Source organism: Uliginosibacterium aquaticum (assembly GCF_012972705.2).
Lineage (GTDB): Bacteria > Pseudomonadota > Gammaproteobacteria > Burkholderiales > Rhodocyclaceae > Uliginosibacterium > Uliginosibacterium aquaticum.
Genome location: NZ_JABCSC020000002.1, coordinates 810879 through 831144 on the forward strand (window position 1 = coordinate 810879; position 20266 = coordinate 831144).

The window sequence follows — 20266 nt, forward strand, 5'->3', positions numbered from 1 at the left end:
CACCATGAGCTACTTCGGAAAAAAAGAACAAGGTTTATCACTGATCGTATCTTTGGTTTTGCTTCTCGCATTGACCATTCTTGTACTCTCCGCGACCCGCACAGGAACACTTGGTGAACGCATTACAGGCAATCATATGGACCGCTCGCGAGCGTATCAGGCCGCGGAACAAGCTTTGAGCCAGGCACAGGCAGCACTAACAGCAAACGGAGAAGCATGCATGGGACCATGCACCAGCATCCCTAACACCGGTATTGGCGCTGCATCTGCGGCGAACACAGTGCCTTCTGCTTGGTCCGATACGGACTCAAAAGAGGTCACCCTTGCTACAGGCCAAGGAACAAGTGCCAAATTCGTGATTAATGCACTTACACCCGCTAGCAGTTTCGTTCCTACAGGAAAAGAAAGCTGTCTGCCCTACAGCATCATGGGGAGGGGTCAAGGTTTGAATTCGAATTCTGTTGTCATCCTGCAGGCGATTTCCTTCGTCTGTCCGATGTAATTCCCACTCAGGAACCTTGCATCATGTTTGCCCTAAATCACTCACACCGAAGCTCGGGCTTCACTCTGATCGAACTGATGATCACTGTAGCGATTGTTGCGATACTTGCAAGCATCGCCTTGCCATCCTATTCAAGCTACATTGTCAGTACACGACGTGCCGACGCCCAACGCGCCGCAACCGAGTATGCCCAAAGCTTGGAGCGCTATTACTCAACAAACGGAAAATACAACTCAAGCGGCACAACTTGTGGCGTATCAGGCCCTAGTCATGACTTTTACACGATTGCGGGAGCCTGTAATGCAAATGATTTCACTGTCACCGCCACCCCAAAAACCGGTACAAGTCAGGCAAACGATGGAAATCAAACGCTGACCAATACCGGCGCACGCACAGGCAACTGGAAGAAATAGCCTTTGGCCGTGAGGAATGCAGACCAAGCCCGCTATTAGCGGGCTTTTTTCTGGGGAAAGCGTGATTGTCAGACATGACACCCAATCGATAGTGGTAATTCCGCCCTTGCTCCATCGATTAGCTCGCTCCTACACTGCAGTGCAACATCCCTCCTGCAGGAGCTTCACACATGCCACGCCCCTCTGTTATCGAGATCTATGCCCCCCTCCATTCCGGCTTCGAAACTATCCTTACATCCGAGGCCTTGGCTCTTATCGCTAAGTTGCATCAGGCGTTCGAAGGCAGACGCCAAGTACTGCTAAAAGCTCGAACCGAACGTCAAGTTCGTATCGACGCAGGTGAGCTCCCGGATTTCCTGCCCGCAACCTTAGCCATTCGCGAAGGAGAGTGGCGAATCTCCCCCCTTCCCCCTGCCCTGCGTTGCCGCCGCACCGAGATCACCGGACCGGTCGAGCGAAAGATGATCATCAATGCACTGAACTCCGGGGCGGACTCGTATATGGCTGACTTCGAGGATTCCAACGCGCCGAACTGGTTCAACCAAATACAAGGGCAGATCAATCTGCGCGATGCCATCCACGGCACGATCAGTTACACCAGCGAAGCCGGCAAGGAATACAGACTGAGGGACAAGGTCGCCACCCTGCAGATTCGCCCCCGTGGTTGGCACTTGGACGAAAAACACGTACTTGTCGACGGAGAGCGTGTGTCCGGCGGTATCTTTGATTTTGCGCTGGCTTTTTTCCACAACGCAAAAGAGCAGATCGCCAGAGGCGCGGGCCCCTTTTATTACCTACCCAAGATGGAGAGCCATCTGGAGGCTCGACTGTGGAACGATATCTTCTGCATGGCACAGGACGAACTGGGCATCCCACGCGGCACGATCAAGGCCACGGTATTGATCGAGACCATCCTTGCAGCCTTCGAGATGGAAGAGATTCTCTATGAGCTACGCGAGCACAGCGCAGGGCTCAACGCAGGGCGCTGGGATTACATCTTCTCCTGCATCAAGAAGTTCAAGGAAAACAAGGATTTCTGCCTAGCCAACCGCTCCGCGATCACGATGACCGTGCCCTTCATGCGTGCCTATGCACTCTCGCTGGTGAAGGCTTGCCACAAGCGCGGCGCACCGGCCATCGGTGGCATGGCAGCGCTGATTCCAATCAAGGGCGACCCTGAGGCCAACGAAAAGGCCTTGGCAGGGGTTCGTGCCGACAAAGCTCGCGATGCAAGTGATGGCTTTGACGGAGGCTGGGTGGCTCACCCTGGACTGGTGTCCATTGCCCACGAAGAATTCGTCAAGATTTTGGGGGAAGCACCCAACCAATGGGGCAAGCAACGCAATGATGTGAATTTTGAGGCGGCTGATTTGCTGAATTTCCAGCCTGAACAGCCGATCACCGAAGCAGGCCTGCGCAACAATATCAACGTGGGCATTCACTACCTGGGATCCTGGCTTGCCGGCAATGGCTGTGTGCCAATTCACAACCTCATGGAGGATGCAGCGACGGCCGAAATCAGCCGCTCGCAAGTCTGGCAATGGGTGCGCTCCCCCAAGGGCATTCTGGATGATGGCCGCAAGGTAGATGCCATGCTAGTGCGCACTCTGGTCCCGCAAGAGCTGGAAAAAGTCAAGGCTACGGTAATCTCCCAAGGCGAAGACGCGACCAGCTATGAACAAGCCGCCAAGATCTTCGAAGAAATGTCGCTCTCGGATCAGTACGTAGAATTCCTCACCCTCCCGCTTTATGAAAAGATGAACTGAGCGCTTAACCAGTTTTGCTCAAGAATCAACCACGCCAAGTCGTTAACCGGCCATTGCTTCAGCGTTCAAGAGGGAGCTTCCGGTGCGCGAATTTCACAAGCTGGAGCCCGGGCAGATCGTGCTGGGCGCCTCCCTGCGGTGGGACATCTTTGACACAGCCGGCAACCTGCTACTCCGTAAAGGCTACGTGGTCGGCGAAGCGGACCAGGCGGACGAACTGGTCGAACGCGGCATGTATGTCGATGCAGCGGAATATCTGGCTTCTCTGGAGGGGCGCGAGCCGCCTTACGACCCTTTCCACATCATTGCTTCAGTCACGGCCAATATCAGCTTTCTGCTTGCCGACCCACCGCGTGACGGCAGCTTGCAAGGAGAGATCGAGAAGCAAGCTGAACGCGTCGCTTGGGTTGCTGAACACAGCCCGGACACGGCTCTCGCAGCCATGCAGTTAGCGGAGCAGCGTAACTATCCGGCCACCCACGCCTTCTATACGGCAGTCATGGCGGACATGCTAGCTCAACGCATAGGCTGGGACGATGACCGACGTATCAGCACGTTGTGTGCAGCACTCACCATGAATATGGGCATGCACTCTTTACAACAGACGCTTTTCAAACAACGCTCCCCACTAAATTCCGAGCAGCTAGCAACCATCGACAAGCACCCGACCCAGGGGGCTCGCCTGCTAATCGAATGCGGCATCAACGATGACGAATGGGTACGCGCCGTGTTGGAACACCATGAACGGCCGGATGGCAGTGGCTATCCTCGCAAAATCCGTAACACTAGCGAAATAGCCCGCTTGCTCCAAGTTTGCGACAACTACACAGCCATGCTCAGTGACAGAACCTATCGAGCACGCGTCGTCGCCAATGAAGCAATCAAGCAGATCTTCACCACCTTCACCGAAGCCAGCGGCAACCCCTTTGGTAGCCTGCTTGCCCACACGACAGGCCTCTTCCCGCCGGGCACCCTGGTCAAACTCGCCAACGGCGAGCTGGGCGTCGTTTTCCTCCGCAGCGCCCAACCAAAATGCCCGCAGGTAGCCACGCTCGTAGACACTAAAGGGCTGCGCTGCGCCAAGCCGCAGCTGAGGCAAACTTCGGAAGAAGGTCTCGGCATAGTCGCCGTGATCCCGCAGGAAAAGTCCATGATTGCCGTGCCGCTTGAAAAAATCTGGCACCACAAGGCCAAGGACTGAGCAGGTAGCGACACAACAAGAAATAAGCCGCTCTTGGGGATAGCTTGGCGCTAAGCACCGCTCTACGCGCCCCAGCCACCGCCGCCTTATAAGCAAGGAGACATCAAACCTAGTGCTTTAGCCCTACTCCAAGGCACACAGTGCGAACGCACGAATCTGCTGATCGTCTCACATAAAAGAAATCAGACACAAACGGGCTTCTTTTATCTGTTGATTGGACAAACTCGTGCTGAAGGCATTCAGAAAGCTCGACAAGCACTCGTATCCGCGCAAAACAATAGGGCCTGAAAAACAAAAAGCCCGCATAGCGGGCTTTTTGTTGAATCCCGGAAACGCTTAGCGCTTCGAGAATTGCTTGGCACGGCGAGCTTTGCGCAGACCGACCTTCTTACGCTCAACTTCACGTGCATCCCGAGTCACGAAACCAGCCTTTTTCAGAGCAGGCTTCAGCTCCGGGCTGAAGTCGATCAGGGCACGGGTGATACCGTGACGCACTGCACCAGCTTGACCCGACTCACCGCCACCGTTCACGTTGACCATGATGTCAAAACGATCACTGGTTTCAGTCAGCTGCAGAGGCTGACGAACCACCATGCGACCCGTTTCACGGGAGAAGAATTCGTCGAGCGGCTTGCCGTTGACGACGATCTTGCCGGAACCGGCCTTGATGAATACGCGAGCCACCGCAGTCTTGCGACGACCCGTGCCGTAGTTGTACTGTCCAACGGGCATTTTCTCGCTCCTAGATTAGATGTCCAGCACCTTGGGCTGCTGGGCAGCATGCGGATGCTCACCACCAGCGTAGCACTTGAGCTTCTTGAGCATCGCGTAGCCGAGCGGGCCTTTGGGCAGCATGCCCTTGACGGCCTTCTCCAGCACGCGAGCGGGGAAGCGCTGTTGCAACTTGGTGAAATTGGTTTCGTAAATACCGCCCGGGTAACCCGAGTGGCGGTAGTACTTCTTGTCCAGTGCCTTGTCGCCAGTCACACGCAGCTTCTCGACATTGGTCACGATGATGAAATCACCGGTATCAACGTGCGGCGTATAGATGGCCTTATGCTTGCCGCGCAGGCGGCGTGCGATTTCGCTGGCCAGACGACCAAGCACCTTGTCGGTCGCATCGACGACGAACCAGTCGTGCGTCACTTCATGCGGCTTGGCGGAAAAGGTCTTCATCACAGAGTTTCCTCTTGTCTTGTCTTGTTGTACGCGAAACGGACACCCGTACGCGGAAAGTCGGCAAGTATATGCGGTTTAAAACAGCGGTGTCAAACACATCATCAAAACGATGTTGTCACCACCAGCGGAAGGCGTGCCGTTGATTACAGGCGAAAAAAACGCAGCCCTTGTGGGGCTGCGCCAAGTCCACACCAAAGGAGGAGGGTGGAGGAGACAAACGACGGATCGCAAAGCACTGCGATCAACACGGTTCGATTATGGAGTGACCGATGGTGCATTGCAAGAATCAAGGCTGATCTTCAGACGAGATTGTTTCTATTTGCCCATAAAAATCGCAAATACAAACAAAGCCATGATTCATCAGTGGAAATCTTCACAGACAGGCAAATACCAAAGGCGCATCGAGCCATGGCAGGCCCCTCTCCCAGGCTGCAGGCTGCACCGCAAACACGCAATTCACACGAGACTTCCACAGGGTTTTACACTCGCGTTCCCGAGAATAGAGAAGAGAAGCTCAAGCCATGGAATGCACTGTCAAATGGGATGGCGATGCCCGTTTCGTCGCCGACACCACCAGCGGACACACCATCCGGATGGAAGGGGCGGGTGATCTGGGAGGGCAAAATCAGGCGCCTCGCCCCATGGAGTTGATCCTGGCTGGCGCCGGCGGCTGCACCGCTTACGACGTAGTGCTAATCCTCAAGCGAGGACGTCATGCGGTTGCTGGCTGCGAAGTACAGCTCAAGGCTGAACGGGCCGAAACAGACCCGAAAGTCTTCACCCGCATCCACTACCACTATGTGGTCAGCGGCCAGAAATTGAAGCCGGAAATCGTTGAGCGCGCCATCAAACTGTCAGCGGACAAGTATTGCTCTGCTTCGATCATGCTTGGCAAGACGGCCGAGATCACCCACGACTTCGAAGTCATCGAAATACCTGCAGCCTGAAGCCGACAGAGGCATTAAACGCGATAGGCCACTGTCGTCATGACCCGGGAGGCCAGACGCATGGCCTCCTGCACAGGCCCCGGCAAAGCAGCGCCGCCAAGCTCCTGAGCCATTTCAGCGTGCGCGATCTCGTCACTCCGCATCTGTTCAAGAATCTCGCGGCTGCGCAGATCATCCCGTGGCACTTTACCAAGATGACTGTTGAGATGGGCTTCAACCTGCTTTTCCGTCTCAGCCAGAAAACCCAGGCTCCAGCGATCGCCCGCCAGTCCCGCGCCGACGCCGATCGCCAGTGCTCCGCCATACCATAGAGGATTGAGCAAACTGGGGCGACCACCAAGCTCACGGATGCGCTGCAGGGTCCAGGCTAAGTGTTCGGTCTCCTCGTCCGCGGCATGCTCCAGCACAGCGCGTGAGTGCTGAGTCCGTGCCGTCAGAGCCTGCCCCTGATAAAGAGCCTGGGCGCAGATTTCGCCGACGTGATTAATGCGCATCAGCCCTGCCACATGCTGGCGCTGGGAATCATCAAGCACTGCTTCAGGCTGTTGCGCACCCGGCACCGCACGCATGCTGCGCGGCTCGGCCGCCAGAGTGCGCAGGGCGCGGTCGAAACTGATGATGAGGCGATCGAGCATGATTCAGGCCTGACGCGCCGGCGCTTCGGGCTCATAGGAGCGCGGCCGGGATTGCATGTCGCCATGAAACAAGCTGACACCCAGTTCATTCAGCGCAGCACGATATACGCCGCGCTTGAACTCGATGACGCCCTCCAGTGGCACCCAGAAATTAGTCCAGCGCCAAGCGTCAAACTCGGGGTGGCCGCTGGCGCGAAGGTTCACGTCGCAATCTCGCCCGGCAAGACGCAACAGAAACCAGATCTGTTTCTGACCGCGGTAGGTGCTGCGCCACTCGCGCTTGATCCAGTGCTTCGGCACGTCATAACGCAACCAGTCACGGGTCCGGGCGAGCACGCGCACGTGCTCGGGACGCAATCCAACCTCCTCATAAAGCTCCCGGAACATCGCCTGCTCGGGGGACTCCCCTTGCTTGATGCCGCCTTGCGGGAACTGCCAGGAATGTTCGCGGATGCGTTTGCCCCAGAAAACCTCGTTATGTGAGTTGACGATGACGATGCCGACGTTGGGCCGATAGCCGTCCCTGTCGAGCATGGGTATCACCATGAAATTCATGAACTGCTGCGATTCTTCCATAGTTCCACGCCCAAGGAAACCTCTCGCCAGCCCGCGCTGCGCGTAGCCGGGGCCCTCGGGTACAATTCCGGATTGTCCATCCGCTTTCCACCCGAAGCCTCATCATGCGCGCCAGCCAGTTCTACATTTCGACCCTCAAGGAAGCCCCCGCCGATGCAGAGATCGTCAGCCACAAACTGATGATGCGCGCTGGCTTCATCAAGAAGCTCTCCGCCGGTATCTATAACTACATGCCGATGGGTCTGCGCGTGATCCGCAAGATCGAGAACATTATCCGTGAGGAAATGAACCGAGCCGGCGCAGTGGAGCTTTCCATGCCCATCGTGCAACCAGCCGAGCTGTGGCAGGAGACCGGCCGCTTCGACAAGATGGGCGACGAGCTCTTGCGCTTCAAGGATCGCCATCAGCGTGACTTCGTGATGCAACCGACCTCGGAAGAAGTCATCACCGACATCGTGCGCCAGGATCTGCGCAGCTACCGCCAACTGCCGAAAAACCTGTACCAGATCCAGACCAAATTCCGCGACGAGCGCCGCCCCCGCTTCGGCATCATGCGCGGCCGCGAATTCACGATGAAGGACGCCTACTCCTTCCACAAGGACTTCGAGGACCTCAAGCGCGAATACCAGAACATGTTCGGCGCCTACTCCTCTATCTTCACCCGCCTCGGTCTGGAGTTCCGTGCCGTTGCAGCGGACACCGGCGCCATCGGGGGCACTGGTTCGCATGAGTTTCACGTCATCGCTGAGACCGGTGAGGACGCTATCGCCTACAACCCGGACTCCGAGTACGCGGCCAACGTAGAGCTAGCCGAAGCCGTGTCCCCTGCCACCCCGCGCCCTGCTCCGTCTGCTGCGCTGACGAAAATCCACACCCCTGGCGCCAAGACCATCGAACAACTCGCTGCTTTCCTCAAGATCGACGCCAACCAGACCATCAAGTCCGTGATCGTCGATGGTGATGAGGGCGTGCCGGTGCTGCTGCTCTTGAGAGGCGACCATGAACTGAACGAAGTGAAGGCCAGCAAGCTCGCTGGCGTCTTCTCACCGCTGCGCTTCGCCTCCCCTGCAACGATCCGCGAGGCTTTCGGCGCCGAGCCTGGCTCCATCGGCCCGATCGGCTTCCAAGGCAAGATTTATATGGATCGCTCGGTTGCTGTCATGAGTGATGCCGTGATCGGTGCCAACGAAAACGACTACCACTACACCGGCGCCAATCTCGGTCGGGACTTTCCGGAACCGGCCGTTGCCGATATCCGTAATGTCGTTGCCGGCGACCCCTCACCGGACGGCAAGGGCACGCTGGCCATCTGCCGCGGCATCGAAGTCGGTCACATCTTCCAGCTGCGCACACGCTACTCCGAAGCCATGGGCTGCAAGTTCATCGGTGAGGACGGCAAGGAACAGGTCATGGAGATGGGCTGCTACGGCGTAGGCGTCACCCGCATCATGGGCGCGGCCATCGAACAGAACTTCGACGAGCGAGGCATCATCTGGCCGGACGCCATCGCCCCCTTCCAGATCGTGATCTGCCCGATGGGCTGGAGCCGCTCTGAAGCCGTACGCGAAGCGGCCACCTCGCTGTACACCGAACTGCGGGCGGCGGGCATCGACGCGATTCTGGATGACCGCGACGAGCGCCCAGGCGTAATGTTTGCCGATTGGGAATTGATCGGTGTGCCGCACCGCGTGGTGATTGGTGATCGTGGCCTGAAGGAAGGCCAAGCCGAGTATCAGGGCCGCCGTGAGACCGAAGCCACCAAGGTCCCGGTTGCCGAGATTGCGGCTTTCATCAAGACACGCCTGTGCAACTGAGTCTGCGCCCTCTTCTTGTTGCATTGCTGGCCCTGTCGTCCTGCACGGCATGGGCCGGTGCGCAGCGCGAAGAGGCGCTCGCAGCCAGCGTGCAGGCCGCGCTGCACGCGGCGGTTGCGGACCTGACCGCGCCAGAGCCCATCTTCCCGTCGCTGAACGAAAAGCTGCGCTGGCTCAACGAGATGGCTCCACGCCTGGCCAAACGCATGCCCGACACGCGCGAACGGGTCGAATTTCTCAAGACCGTATATTACGAAGCCCAACGCGCCGGGCTCGACCCGCAAATGGTGCTGGGCCTGATCCAGGTCGAGAGCGGCTTTCGCAAGTACGCCGTATCCAGCGTGGGCGCGCGTGGTCTGATGCAGGTCATGCCCTTCTGGGTGAAGGCCATCGGTACGCAGGACACCAACCTGTTTCACCTGCGCACCAACCTGCGCTACGGCTGCACGATCCTGCGCCACTATCTGGATATCGAGAAGGGCGACGTGTTCCGCGCCCTGGGGCGCTATAACGGCAGCCTGGGCAAACCGGAATACCCGAATGCCGTTCATGCCGCTTGGAAGAATAATTGGTCCTTCACTGCTGGCACTGGCGCAACACCAGTGGCCGCAAACTGATAAAGCAAACTCATATAGGCATTGAGAAAGTTTCTTCTCCTTGGAATAATGCCTTTGGCGTCCAAGACGAGACCCCGAGTTAGCTTGACAACACATCAGGAGGATCACCATGAAGCACCCGCTTAGCCTCGTAGTTGCATCGCTTTCCCTCGCACTGCTTTCGGCCTGTAGCTCGGCCCCCAGTTCCAGCTTCGTGGCTCCGACCGTCGTCAAGGATGGCGCTCTTGTCAGCACCGGTGGTGAGGTGCTTTACACATACAAGAAAGATGCAAACGCCGACAAAAGCGCCTGCGTGCGCGATTGCCTGAAGGTCTTCGGCCCGCTTTATCCGGGTCCGGATGACGTAGCCGGTGGCGACTACAAGATCATTGAGCGCGAAGATGGCTCGACACAATGGTCTTACAAAGGCAAGCCGCTGTACGTTTGCACCGGCGCCAAGGCCCCGGCAGGTGCACCGGCTTCGATGGTGAAGATGGCAGACAAGGCCGCTGAAAACTGCAAGAAGGCAGGCGCCGATTTCGAACTCGCCAAGCCCTGATCAGCCCCGTCTGCAACAAAAAAGCCGCTCAGTTATGAGCGGCTTTTTTGTTGTCAGCAAACACTTAAAAGCTGACCGAGTACTGCATACCCAGAATCACGATGCTGCCATCGTAGGAGCCCACCACGTTGCCGCGGCCACTGCTGCGCTGATCGGCCGACACGCTTGACTTGGGGATGTAGAGATAGGCAGCGCCAACATCAACCGTGGAGGACTTGTCCAGCTTCCATTGGGCACCGGTAGAAATCCAGTAGCGGTTGTTGTCCGGCAGCGAGAGCAGACGCTCCTCGGCACTACGCACCGGGGTCTGGTCGTAAGCAATACCGTACTTCCATTTCCAGCTGGCATTGATCTTGTAGGTGCCGCCCAGCGCAAAGCGCCAGGTGTCACGGAAACGCGCGTCCAGCGTCTGAGCTGTCGAGCCGTTGGCACGATCGATTGCCACCTTGTCCACGCTGCTCCAGTTAGTGCGCGACACATCGCCCAGCACTTCCCAGTTCTCATCCAGACGCTGGACGATACTCAGGATATAGGTATCCGGCAAAGTCAGATCAGCCCTGGCATGGGTATCCGGCGATACGGCCTGATTGGTCGAAGTAAGCGTGCCTTCAAGGCGATGAAAGACCTTGGAGCGATAAGAAACGCCAAGATCCATGCTGCTGCCGAGCTTGAACAGAGCACCTGCATTCCAGCCCCAGGCTTCACTCGTGGCATCCAGCGTTACGGTGGTGCCCTGCACCATGGCGTTCAGTGCTGCATTCGAGCCCGGAGGATACGCAACACCAGCCTGGCGCTTGTACAAAGCCTCCATACGCTGATAGTTCACACCAAAACCCAGCGACACGTTCTCGGTTGCCTGCACCGCCATCGAGGGATTGACGTTGTAAGTCTTGATATCAAAAGTGGTGGACTGAAAACGCCCGACCCAGTCATTGTCATACTCAGTCTTCAAACCAAACGGGCTGCCCACACCAAGACCGGCAAACACCTTGTCGCTAACCTGCCAGCTTGCATACATGTTTGGCAGTGCGGCAATACCGCCGGCATCACCACCATTCGTGCCCTTGGCTGCGGGAGCATTCGAGGAGCCTTCATCACTGAATTTGTAGCTCGGCTGGATCAGTGCGACCCCGGCGGACACATTGACGCCCTTCAGCTTGGTCATTGCGGCTGGATTGAAAAACACCGTGCTGGCGTTCTCACCCACCGCAGCCGAGCCCGCATAGGCATTGCCCAGACCACTGGCGTTTTGCTCAAGCAACTGAAAGCCCGACGCGCCTGCCACACCACTCAAGCCCAAACCGAACACGGCGGCAATCGCTCGAACCATCCTCTTTTTCTGCATGCAACTCTCCTGAAAACCTCTAGTTATATAAACCTGCACTCACCCACAAACCCCGCACCAGCGCGCACCCTTCAAGCTGCTGGCCAAGGGGCTTGCAGCCCTCCCAGAAAGAAAACCTCCATCCGTCGCAGCAAACGCGCCGGATCCCGCTCTTCCGGATGCTTCAGCAAGGCCAAGGCATCGGCACCGGAAATCACATACGTCGCGGCGCCTGCCACAAAATGCAGGCGCCAGGCCACTTCATCACGCGGCAAGCCCGGCAACGCACGGCACGAAGCCTCAAGATAGCGTTGCAATACCTGCTCGTAGGCCGCAGCGATGAACTCCCCCAAGCCGTCCACCGGGGCTGTATACGCCTGCCCTAGAAGACGCATGAAGGTCGCACCACCACCGGCCTGATCGCTGGCTAGACGCACTGCCGGCGCAAAGAAGGCTTCGAGGATCTGTTCGGGCGGCAAAGCCACGCCCGGCCCTACGCTGGCCTCAAGCGCCTCCAGCCTCGCCATGCGCTCACCATTCAAGTCGGCTAGCCGACGCTGAAAAATCCGCCGGATCAACTCAGCCTTGCTGCCGAAGTGATAGTTCACCGCCGCCAGATTGACACCTGCCGCAGCCGTGAGCATGCGCATCGAGCTTCCATCGAAACCATGCTCGGCAAACAGGCCTTCGGCCGCATCCATGATGCGGGCGACAGTTTGCGAAGAAGATTCGGGCGATCCGGCAGGCGGCATGTAAAGGCAATATTCAAACAAACGTTTGGATGCTACCTGCGTACAGGATCGAGTCAATCCGCAGCGCACAATCGCTAGCGTATGGAAAGCAGACGAAAGTACGCCCCCAACGCCCTCGGCATGAACGCCGAATCCTCTGCTCGTCGGCACAGACCAAGGGCTGGTCGGAAAGTCGGGCTTCATAAGTTGCATCAGAATCGCGCCTCGCGCACATTCCGATCCTGACCGGACGAGCGCTCTCCTGCTCATTTTTCCCGTGGACCTGACACCATGAACGCCTCTAGCCTGCCTGAACTCGACGCCCTCGGCGCCGCACTTTCTGACACCAATCCGTGCGGGGAAGACATGTCTTTCTCCAGCGAATTCGACGAGATCCAGGAAGCCCGCCGTGAGGACGACCCCAGCATCGATCAGGGCGAATGGGTCACTTCGATCAAGGAGGCCGACTGGAAGCGCGCTGCCAGCGTCTGTCAGCAACTGCTGACAGAGCGAACCAAGGATCTGCGCCTGGCCTCCTGGCTCACCGAGGCACTGGCCAAGACCCACGGCATTTCCGGCATGAACCATGGCCTGAGGGCCATCGATGAACTGGTCTGCCGCTTCTGGAATGATCTTCACCCTCAGGCAGAAGACGGTGACCAGGAGCAACGCATCGGCAATATCGGCTGGCTGATCACGCGTGGCGTACAACTCGTACGGGGTTTTCCGGTTGTTCAGGGCAAAACCGCCCGCTACACCCTGGGAGACCTGAATGCAGCGCGAGCCCTGCAATCCCTGCTCGATCGTAACCAGGCCCCCGAAGACGATGGAAGTGGCCAGCGGATCACCCTGCAACAGGTTCGCGACGCTCAACGCTCAAGCCCGCGGGCCTTCTACGAGCAAACCCTGGCCGCCTGCACCACCTGCCTAAACACTCTGGAACAGCTCGGCCGCAATATCGATGCGCACCTTGGCATGGACGGCCCCTCCTTCACCCCCTTGCGCAGCGCAATCGAAGCCTATGCCGCAGAAATCGAACGCATGGCCCGGGAAAACGGCATCAGCGCAGAAGCTTCGCGCCAGCCACTTGAGGCCTCGGGCGGCGAGAGCCTGGCGAACGAAACCCCTTCCGCTACCCAGACGAGCCAATCTGGCGGCCCCCTGCGCTCACGCGAACAGGCCCTGAAGCAGTTGCGCGAGGTGGCCGATTTTTTCCGTCGCACCGAACCGCACAGTCCGGTCGCCTACTTGGCCGACAAGGCTGCCAACTGGGGAGAAATGCCACTCCATGTCTGGCTCAAGACCGTTCTCAAGGAAGAAGGTGCGCTATCGCGCTTCGAGGACCTGTTGGGCTTCGATGCCGGCGAGGAGCATTGATCGGAGGTTTCTGGCTGCTCCGCCCAAGCGCATGCTGAAGTAATAAAAAGCCCTGCGGCAGACTACCGTCTGCCGCAGGGCTTTTTTCTATTCAGATCACGCCAAACAATTCAAGCAGACCAATCGGGCACTTGCCCTTCAAAGCGCCTTCTGTAAATATCCAAGCCATTGAATTTAAATGATTTTTTAGTCATCAAATTCACCTCAAATCAACAAAAACATCAACCTTAAAAACCTTCTGGCAACACAAAAAGAGCTTTTGAATCGGGGACTTCGTGGCAGTAGCAATAGTTTTCGCTTATGTGATTTTGATTGTTCTGGTGTGTGTTTCGATATTTTTCGCAGAAACCCGGAAATATCTGCTCAACACCACAATCAATTTGGCAAATATTGCAATTTCACCATTCAGCCAACTAGCCCAAGCCTGCATGAAAGGCTGGCGCAGTGGCACCACACTCACCGGCGACGGTGTGTCGCGCCTGCGTGAAGAGTTATGGCAATACCGCCTGTGGTGGCTGGGAGCCGCTGCGTTTCTGCTCATCCCCTTGCTCGTGCTCCTGCTCCTGCGTGAGGACATCAACGTCGGCAGCTTCGCCGATGCGCCGCGCGGAGGAGATGCCGTGATTGCTGCCCTGCTGGCTGGCGAGCGCCTCGTGCCCCCCCCACCACTGCCGCCGGACTCCTTTACCACCGTCGAAGTCCTCACCCTCCGCCCTGCCCTGGCCAATGCCAGCCGGGACTGGGGCTTGCTGGATGACGGCTTCAGCCAGCGCCTCTTGCACGTGTTCCAGCGAATGCATGAACACGGTTATGAAATGGCTCTACTCGAAGGCTATCGCAGCCCGGAGCGGCAGGATCAACTCGCGGCCATGGGCGGCCATGTCACCAATGCCAAGGCTTTCCAGAGCTATCACCAGTACGGTATGGCCGCCGACGTGGCTTTCGTGCGCAACGGCAAGCTGGTGATCTCTGAAAAAGATCCCTGGGCCATGCGTGGCTACGAGCTCTATGGCCAGGAAGCCGAAGCCATGGGCCTCACCTGGGGCGGGCGCTGGAAGATGATGGACTTCGGTCACGTCGAACTGCGCGGCACGACGCGTCTTCCCAGCCGCACCGACAAATCCCCCGCAACACTTTAAGACAGGCAACTCAAAGATGAACCGACCGATCATTCTCGTTGGCGACAAGACCGATCATGGCGGCGTGGTGCTCGAAGGCGCCCCGACCACCGATATCCACGGCCGCAAGGTGGCTCGCGTGGGCGACAAGGTGAGCTGCCCGAAGCGCGGCCACAACGACACCACCGTCATCGTCACCGGCGACGAAACCTGCCTGATCGAGGGCAAACCGGTTGCCCGGCATGGCGACAAGACAGCCTGTGGCGCCACCCTGATCGCCTCACAGTCCTTCACCACGGACATCTGAGGCCGGCATGCAACGTATCCTCGGGCTGCTGCTCGTACCCTTCCTGCTGGTGGGCCTGATCTGGCTGGGCACCGTGATCTACCTGCAGCAGAGCGCTGCCCAGGTCGATGGCAATGCCTTGTTGCTGCATTTCGTCTATATCCCGCTCGCCGCGGTAACCCTCTGGTTTGCTGGCAAGACAGCCTTTACCTGGCTGACACGCGAGCCCGCTGCCAGCGCCAGCCCGGCTACGGCCCCTGCCGCACCACTCGCCCAGCCTGCAGCAACGCCCATCCCGCTGCCGCTGGCGATCCTGGCCGCCGAGTTCTCCACGCCCGGTGGAGACTGGGCCGAACAAGTTCTGCCAGAGCTGCGCGAAGGCAAGCTGCGGCCGGAACTTGCTGACGACATGCTCAATGCCGAAGGCCTGCCGGTGAGCTGCGCACGCCATGCCGATCTCGATACTGAAGCCCATCAGGAGTGGCTAGAAAAATGGCTGCACAGCGCGAGCCCCGAACATCCCTCTCAACTTGAAGCAGTGGCCGATGGCGCACGTCTGCTAGCCCTGCTGGACGGCCCGCTCACCCGTAGCCTGGACACCCTGACGGCGCTCCCGCCGCCGCTGCCTGAGCACACGCCCGCAGGTACGCCGCCAGCACCACGCCCGCTGCTGATCAAGCTCTTTGCCCCCGCCCCATGGCAAGACATGCTCGCCGCTCATCTCCGCGAGCGCCTCACTGAACTCTCAGGATTTGCCATCGGCTTCATCAAGCACGATGCGCAGCGCCCGGAGCTGCATCACGACCCGATCCGGGTCGCCGACGCCTTCGCTCTGGACCTGCGCAAAAATCCGGGCAGCCAGGCCACCCTAATGCTGGTGGCCTGCGATAGCCTCAGCAATCAGGCACGGATCGATCAACTCGAAGCCGAAGGGCGTCTCTTCAGTGCCGGCACGCCAGACGGCCTGGTCCCGGGAGAGTCCGCCGCAATCCTGCTCGCCGCCGCGCCCTCGCAGATCCCTGCAGAAAGCGAGGCGCTCGCCCGCCTCGAACGCAGCGCCTGGGGAGCGCGCCAGAAGCCTGTCGACGCACGAGGTCGCACCGACGCCGAGCTGCTGGGTCGCCTGCTGCCGGAATTACTGGAGCATGCCGGCCTTGCTGCCAGCGAAGTCTGCGGCCTGAGCTCGGATTGCGATCAACGCGCAGCCTGGTTCACCGAAGCCGCCACGCTCATGAGCACCCATCTGCCTGAACTCGACCCGGTGAGTGACCACCTCTCGCTGGGCCGTAGCTTCGGCCACACCGGCCATGCCGGCCCGCTGCTGGCCCTGGTCATGGCCGCCCATACGGCGCAAGCGGAGAGCCGTGCAGTGCTCGCCGCCGCCCTGTTCGATCCCGTCCAGCGCAGCCTCGCCGTGCTGCGTCCCTGGCAAGTTTCCGCAAGCTGATTTTTTCCTGGTCCGATTCAAGATGAGCCGCCTCCTGTCCTTCCTGTTTGATTCCCGCGTGCTAGCCGCCATCGGCTTCCTCGCCCTGACCGCCTTTCTGTTGATCTCTGCCAGCACCCTACAGATCGCCCTGCTCTGGGTCGGCATCGTGCTCGCTGTGGCCGTGCTGGCCTGGGTACTGATGCGCCTGTGGCGTGCCCACCGCGCGCGCAAGGGCGCCGAGGCCATTTCCGGCATGCTGGAAGCCGAAGCCGAGCGCGCCGTGCAGGCCGCCACACCGGACAAGCGCCCGGAAGTCGAAGCCCTGCGCAAGCGCATGCTCGATGCGGTCAAGACGATCAAGACGTCCAAGCTTGGCGAGCTCAGCGGCAACGCAGCCCTGTACGAGTTGCCCTGGTATCTGGTGATCGGCAACCCGGCCGCCGGAAAAAGCTCGGCCATCGTTAACTCGGGGCTGAATTTTCCCTTCTCGGACGTCACCGGCAACGTGATTCATGGCCTCGGTGGCACCCGCAACTGTGACTGGTTCTTCACCTCGGAAGGCATCCTGGTCGACACCGCCGGTCGCTACTCCGTGTATGAAGCTGATCGCGGCGAATGGCTGTCCTTCCTGCACCTGCTCAAGCGTCATCGCCCGAAGGCTCCGATCAACGGCATCATCATCGCCGTCAGCATCGCGGAGCTGAGCCAGAACCGGCCCGAGTACGCGATCAATCTCGCCAAGCAATTGCGCCTGCGCGTGCAGGAGCTCTCTGATGAGCTGGGCGTATTTGCCCCGGTTTACCTGATGTTCACCAAGGTCGACCTGATTGCCGGGTTTGCCGAGTTCTTCGAGGATGCGGACGCTCAGGAGCGCGCCCGCGCCTGGGGCGCCACCCTGCCCTTCGACCCGGAGGGCAAGACCGACGCCGTCGCCTCCTTCGAAGAGCACTTCGCCAAGCTGATCGATGGCCTGCACGAATTGTCGGTCGCCCGCATGTCGATGAGCCTCGATGGCAAGATCGGCGCCGGTGTACTGAGCTTCCCGCTTGAATTCGAAGCCACACGTGCCAGCCTGCGTGCCTTCGTCGCCACCCTCTTCGAGGAAAACCCCTTCCAGTACAAGCCGGTGTTCCGCGGCTTCTACTTCTCCAGCGCGGTCCGTGAAGGCGCCCCGGTCAGCACCTCGGACCAACGCATGAGCGAGCTCTTCGCCCTCAAGCCGACCGGCGTCACCCGCCCGCCGGTCAGCATCTACGAAGGCGCCGGCTTCTTCCTCTCGGACCTGTTCTCCAAGGTCATCTTTGCCGACAAGGGACTGGTGCGCCAGTTCACTTCCCGTGCGACTCAGCGCGCACGCATCATCGGTTTCAGCGCTGCCGTACTGCTGCTCAGCGCGGCACTCTCGGTATGGACCTGGTCCTTCCTCGCCAACCAGAAGCTGCTCGCCAATGTGCAGGCCGATCTGGACCGCGCCGTGGCCATCCAGCAGAGCCGCACCGATGTAGGCAGCCGTCTGGAAGCCATCGAAGTCATTCAGGATCGCATCCAGCAGCTCCAGCAGTTCCGGGAAGACAAGCCAATGGCGCTCGGTTTTGGCCTCTACCAGGGCAATGCCATCGAGCAGCGCCTGCGCTACGAGTATTTCAACGGCATCAAGGCGGTGTTGCTGGGTCCGGTCGGTGAATCGATCGAGAGCTATCTCAGCGAAGTCAATGCCAACGCCGACAAGCTCCAGCCTCAGAGCACCGCCACCCAGGCCTCGGCGGCGCCCACCGTGGCTACTGCACGCACAGAACCGTCGCTCTATCGCGAAGTCTCCCCGAGCAGCGTGGAAGACGCTTACAACGCGCTCAAGACCTACCTCATGCTGGCCAACCGCGAGCGTCTCGAATCCGGTCACCTGAACGACCAGATCACCCGCTTCTGGCGCGTGTGGCTCGATGCCAATCGCGGCAGCATGCCGCGCGAGCAGATGATCAAGAGTGCCGAGCACATACTCGGCTTCTTCCTGGCCCAGACCGCCCAACCGGACTTCCCGGTGCTCGACAACAAGATCGCGCTCGTCGATCAGGTGCGCGAAAACCTGCGCCGCGTGGTGCGCGGCATGCCGGCCCGCGAGCGCGTGTATGCCGAAATCAAGGCCCGCGCAGCCACCCGCTTCCCGCCGCTGACCGTGGCACGCATCGTCGGCGAGGAAGACAGCAAGCTCGTTGCCGGCAGCTACGCCATGTCCGGTGCATTTACCCGCGACGCCTGGGAAAAATTCGTCGATCCGGCGATCAAGGAAGCCGCCAACAAGGAACTGCAGTCCTCCGACTGGGTGCTCAAGACCAGCACCCGCGAAGACCTCACCCTGCAAGGCAGCCCGGAGCAGATCCAGAAGGCGCTGGTCGAGATGTACAAGGCCGAGTACGCCGCCGAGTGGAAGAAATTCCTGCAAGGCGTCACGGTAGCGGGCTTCACGGATTTCACCGCTGCCGTCACCGGCCTCAACCGCCTGGGGGATCCCGGCAGCTCACCCGTCAAGCGCCTGATGGAAGCGCTCTACCGCGAGACCTCCTGGGACAACCCCTCGCTGATCAACTCCCAGCTTGCCGGCGCCAAGCGCGGCATCGTCGCCTGGTTCAAGGAGACCATCCTGCGTCAGGCTCCGGGCCAGGTGAACGTCAATGTCAATCTCGCCAGCGGTGCCGGCGAAATGCAGATGGGCCTGATCGGCAAGGAGTTCGCTGCCATCGCCGCCCTCATGATGCCGCGCGGCGAAAACAAGGATGTGCTGCTCACTGGCTACCTCTCACGCCTCTCAGCACTACGCACCCGCTTCAATCAGATCAAAACCTCGGGCGACCCAGGCCCGGCCGCCCGCCAACTGATGCAGCAGACCTTTGACGGCAGCAGTTCCGAGCTGGCCGACGCGCTACGTTTCGTGGATGAAAGCATGCTCATCGGTCTCTCGGACTCGCAGCGCAGCACCATCCGGCCGCTGCTGGTTCGCCCTTTGATGGAATCCTTCACCGTCATCGTCAAGCCGGCTGAAGTCGAGCTCAACAAGATCTGGCTGGCCCAGGTCTTCGAGCCCTTCAATCGCACACTGGGGACCAAATACCCGTTCCAGGCCGATTCGCGCATCGAAGCCAGTCCGGCCGAGATCGCCCAGTTCTTCGGCCCGGACGGCGCCATCTCGAAGTACGCCAGCGCCACCCTCGCCACACTTGTCGTGCAGCGCGGGCAAACCTTCTCGCCGCGCACCTGGGCGGATATTGGCATCACCCTCAACCCCGAGTTTGCCGCCAATTACCCGCGCTACGTGGCGAATCCGGGCGGGCCGGTGAATGGCGGCGCGGCAGCAGGCGCCCCGGAAACTGTCTTCCAGATCATGCCGGTGCCCTCCTCCGGGCTCACCGAATACGCCGTCGAGATCGACGGCCAGCAGATGCGTTATCGCAACGGCGCAACCGCCTGGCATCGCTTCCAGTGGCCGGGCGCAGGCACTCCGGGCGCACGCGTCACCGCCACCGGTTTTGATGGTCGCGTCACCGAGCTGCTCAACATCCCCGGGCGCTTTGGCCTGGAAAAGATGATCGGAGCAGCCCGCCGTCAGCGTCGCGACAATGGTGATTTCGAGCTGAGCTGGGGCGAAGGCAGCCAGCAGGTCTCGGTGGTGCTGCGCATCATCAGCCAGCAAAGTGCCGATGCTGCCCAGGCACAGGGCAACAGCCCGGCCCCTGCCCAAAGCCTCAAGGGACTGCAATTGCCGCAAGTCATCGCAGGCACTCCTGCTCCGGCGGTCGCTGCGGTCGAGGTGCGCTGAAA

19 protein-coding genes are annotated in these 20266 nt (G+C 59.6%); 13 read left to right on the forward strand and 6 right to left on the reverse strand.

What is annotated here, in order from left to right; all coding sequences use genetic code 11:
* The first annotated feature begins 4 nt into the window (after window positions 1-4).
* From HJ583_RS11165 to HJ583_RS19335, 4 genes are all read left to right on the forward strand, one after another.
* Window positions 5-502, forward strand: coding sequence for a pilus assembly PilX family protein (locus HJ583_RS11165; RefSeq protein WP_170021955.1), 498 nt, complete (start codon window positions 5-7; stop codon window positions 500-502).
* 23 nt (window positions 503-525) lie between these two features.
* A complete protein-coding gene (locus tag HJ583_RS11170; RefSeq protein ID WP_170021956.1) occupies window positions 526-915 on the forward strand; it encodes a type IV pilin protein in 390 nt (129 codons plus the stop codon).
* A 170-nt stretch (window positions 916-1085) separates the two neighbouring features.
* Complete coding sequence (gene aceB / locus HJ583_RS11175) at window positions 1086-2681, forward strand: malate synthase A (RefSeq protein ID WP_170021957.1); 1596 nt, start codon at window positions 1086-1088, stop codon at window positions 2679-2681.
* An 82-nt stretch (window positions 2682-2763) separates the two neighbouring features.
* The gene (locus HJ583_RS19335; RefSeq protein WP_170021958.1) at window positions 2764-3882 is read left to right on the forward strand and encodes an HD-GYP domain-containing protein; all 1119 of its coding nucleotides are present in this window, start codon (window positions 2764-2766) and stop codon (window positions 3880-3882) included.
* Window positions 3883-4218: 336 nt separating this feature from the next.
* On the opposite strand, the gene rpsI is transcribed toward HJ583_RS19335, so the two are convergent.
* Both rpsI and rplM read right to left on the reverse strand, forming a co-directional pair.
* Complete coding sequence (gene rpsI, locus HJ583_RS11185; RefSeq protein WP_101942266.1) at window positions 4219-4614, reverse strand: 30S ribosomal protein S9; 396 nt, start codon at window positions 4612-4614, stop codon at window positions 4219-4221.
* A 15-nt stretch (window positions 4615-4629) separates the two neighbouring features.
* Window positions 4630-5058 carry a 50S ribosomal protein L13 gene (gene rplM / locus HJ583_RS11190; protein WP_101942265.1) on the reverse strand — a complete coding sequence of 143 codons (429 nt, stop codon included), beginning with the start codon at window positions 5056-5058 and terminating at the stop codon, window positions 4630-4632.
* Window positions 5059-5582: 524 nt separating this feature from the next.
* On the opposite strand from rplM, the gene HJ583_RS11195 reads away from it, so the two are divergent.
* Window positions 5583-6008 (forward strand): OsmC family protein, encoded by a 426-nt coding sequence (locus HJ583_RS11195; RefSeq protein ID WP_170021959.1) that lies wholly within the window; start codon window positions 5583-5585, stop codon window positions 6006-6008.
* A gap of 14 nt (window positions 6009-6022) precedes the next feature.
* On the opposite strand, the gene coq7 is transcribed toward HJ583_RS11195, so the two are convergent.
* Both coq7 and HJ583_RS11205 read right to left on the reverse strand, forming a co-directional pair.
* Entirely contained in the window at window positions 6023-6643 is a 621-nt protein-coding gene (gene coq7 / locus HJ583_RS11200; protein ID WP_170021960.1) for a 2-polyprenyl-3-methyl-6-methoxy-1,4-benzoquinone monooxygenase, read from the reverse strand.
* A gap of 3 nt (window positions 6644-6646) precedes the next feature.
* Complete coding sequence (locus HJ583_RS11205; protein ID WP_170022031.1) at window positions 6647-7177, reverse strand: RNA pyrophosphohydrolase; 531 nt, start codon at window positions 7175-7177, stop codon at window positions 6647-6649.
* Between the two features lie 146 nt (window positions 7178-7323).
* Between HJ583_RS11205 and HJ583_RS11210 the strand changes: the two genes are divergently transcribed.
* From HJ583_RS11210 to HJ583_RS11220, 3 genes are all read left to right on the forward strand, one after another.
* Window positions 7324-9033: a proline--tRNA ligase gene (locus HJ583_RS11210; RefSeq protein WP_170021961.1), complete on the forward strand. Its 1710-nt coding sequence runs from the start codon at window positions 7324-7326 to the stop codon at window positions 9031-9033.
* Window positions 9024-9650, forward strand: a complete 627-nt coding sequence (locus HJ583_RS11215; RefSeq protein WP_328824873.1) for a lytic transglycosylase domain-containing protein — start codon at window positions 9024-9026, stop codon at window positions 9648-9650. The genes HJ583_RS11210 and HJ583_RS11215 overlap by 10 nt, the downstream gene beginning before the upstream one ends.
* Window positions 9651-9759: 109 nt before the next feature.
* Window positions 9760-10188 (forward strand): COG4315 family predicted lipoprotein, encoded by a 429-nt coding sequence (locus HJ583_RS11220; RefSeq protein ID WP_170021962.1) that lies wholly within the window; start codon window positions 9760-9762, stop codon window positions 10186-10188.
* Window positions 10189-10252: 64 nt separating this feature from the next.
* Here HJ583_RS11220 and HJ583_RS11225 read toward each other — a convergent pair whose 3' ends face one another.
* The gene (locus tag HJ583_RS11225; protein WP_170021963.1) at window positions 10253-11533 is read right to left on the reverse strand and encodes an OmpP1/FadL family transporter; all 1281 of its coding nucleotides are present in this window, start codon (window positions 11531-11533) and stop codon (window positions 10253-10255) included.
* 71 nt (window positions 11534-11604) lie between these two features.
* A complete protein-coding gene (locus HJ583_RS11230) occupies window positions 11605-12264 on the reverse strand; it encodes a TetR/AcrR family transcriptional regulator (protein ID WP_170021964.1) in 660 nt (219 codons plus the stop codon).
* A 270-nt stretch (window positions 12265-12534) separates the two neighbouring features.
* Between HJ583_RS11230 and tssA the strand changes: the two genes are divergently transcribed.
* From tssA to tssM, 5 genes are all read left to right on the forward strand, one after another.
* Window positions 12535-13620 carry a type VI secretion system protein TssA gene (gene tssA, locus HJ583_RS11235; protein ID WP_170021965.1) on the forward strand — a complete coding sequence of 362 codons (1086 nt, stop codon included), beginning with the start codon at window positions 12535-12537 and terminating at the stop codon, window positions 13618-13620.
* A gap of 428 nt (window positions 13621-14048) precedes the next feature.
* On the forward strand, window positions 14049-14759 hold the full coding sequence (locus HJ583_RS11240; RefSeq protein ID WP_101942257.1) for a M15 family metallopeptidase: 711 nt from the start codon (window positions 14049-14051) through the stop codon (window positions 14757-14759).
* A 16-nt stretch (window positions 14760-14775) separates the two neighbouring features.
* Window positions 14776-15045, forward strand: a complete 270-nt coding sequence (locus tag HJ583_RS11245) for a PAAR domain-containing protein (RefSeq protein ID WP_101942256.1) — start codon at window positions 14776-14778, stop codon at window positions 15043-15045.
* A gap of 7 nt (window positions 15046-15052) precedes the next feature.
* On the forward strand, window positions 15053-16471 hold the full coding sequence (locus HJ583_RS11250; RefSeq protein ID WP_170021966.1) for a hypothetical protein: 1419 nt from the start codon (window positions 15053-15055) through the stop codon (window positions 16469-16471).
* Window positions 16472-16493: 22 nt separating this feature from the next.
* Window positions 16494-20264 carry a type VI secretion system membrane subunit TssM gene (gene tssM, locus HJ583_RS11255; protein ID WP_170021967.1) on the forward strand — a complete coding sequence of 1257 codons (3771 nt, stop codon included), beginning with the start codon at window positions 16494-16496 and terminating at the stop codon, window positions 20262-20264.
* Window positions 20265-20266 lie beyond the last annotated feature (2 nt).

Excerpts from the sequence above, each read along its gene's own strand:
- HJ583_RS11165 (WP_170021955.1), top strand. The coding sequence starts at position 5 with ATGAGCTACTTCGGAAAAAAAGAACAAGGTTTATCACTGATCGTATCT.
- HJ583_RS11170 (WP_170021956.1), top strand. The coding sequence starts at position 526 with ATGTTTGCCCTAAATCACTCACACCGAAGCTCGGGCTTCACTCTGATC.
- aceB (WP_170021957.1), top strand. The coding sequence starts at position 1,086 with ATGCCACGCCCCTCTGTTATCGAGATCTATGCCCCCCTCCATTCCGGC.
- rpsI (WP_101942266.1), bottom strand. The coding sequence starts at position 4,614 with ATGCCCGTTGGACAGTACAACTACGGCACGGGTCGTCGCAAGACTGCG.
- rplM (WP_101942265.1), bottom strand. The coding sequence starts at position 5,058 with ATGAAGACCTTTTCCGCCAAGCCGCATGAAGTGACGCACGACTGGTTC.
- HJ583_RS11195 (WP_170021959.1), top strand. The coding sequence starts at position 5,583 with ATGGAATGCACTGTCAAATGGGATGGCGATGCCCGTTTCGTCGCCGAC.
- coq7 (WP_170021960.1), bottom strand. The coding sequence starts at position 6,643 with ATGCTCGATCGCCTCATCATCAGTTTCGACCGCGCCCTGCGCACTCTG.
- HJ583_RS11205 (WP_170022031.1), bottom strand. The coding sequence starts at position 7,177 with ATGCTCGACAGGGACGGCTATCGGCCCAACGTCGGCATCGTCATCGTC.
- HJ583_RS11210 (WP_170021961.1), top strand. The coding sequence starts at position 7,324 with ATGCGCGCCAGCCAGTTCTACATTTCGACCCTCAAGGAAGCCCCCGCC.
- HJ583_RS11220 (WP_170021962.1), top strand. The coding sequence starts at position 9,760 with ATGAAGCACCCGCTTAGCCTCGTAGTTGCATCGCTTTCCCTCGCACTG.
- HJ583_RS11225 (WP_170021963.1), bottom strand. The coding sequence starts at position 11,533 with ATGCAGAAAAAGAGGATGGTTCGAGCGATTGCCGCCGTGTTCGGTTTG.
- HJ583_RS11230 (WP_170021964.1), bottom strand. The coding sequence starts at position 12,264 with ATGCCGCCTGCCGGATCGCCCGAATCTTCTTCGCAAACTGTCGCCCGC.
- tssA (WP_170021965.1), top strand. The coding sequence starts at position 12,535 with ATGAACGCCTCTAGCCTGCCTGAACTCGACGCCCTCGGCGCCGCACTT.
- HJ583_RS11240 (WP_101942257.1), top strand. The coding sequence starts at position 14,049 with ATGAAAGGCTGGCGCAGTGGCACCACACTCACCGGCGACGGTGTGTCG.
- HJ583_RS11245 (WP_101942256.1), top strand. The coding sequence starts at position 14,776 with ATGAACCGACCGATCATTCTCGTTGGCGACAAGACCGATCATGGCGGC.
- HJ583_RS11250 (WP_170021966.1), top strand. The coding sequence starts at position 15,053 with ATGCAACGTATCCTCGGGCTGCTGCTCGTACCCTTCCTGCTGGTGGGC.
- tssM (WP_170021967.1), top strand. The coding sequence starts at position 16,494 with ATGAGCCGCCTCCTGTCCTTCCTGTTTGATTCCCGCGTGCTAGCCGCC.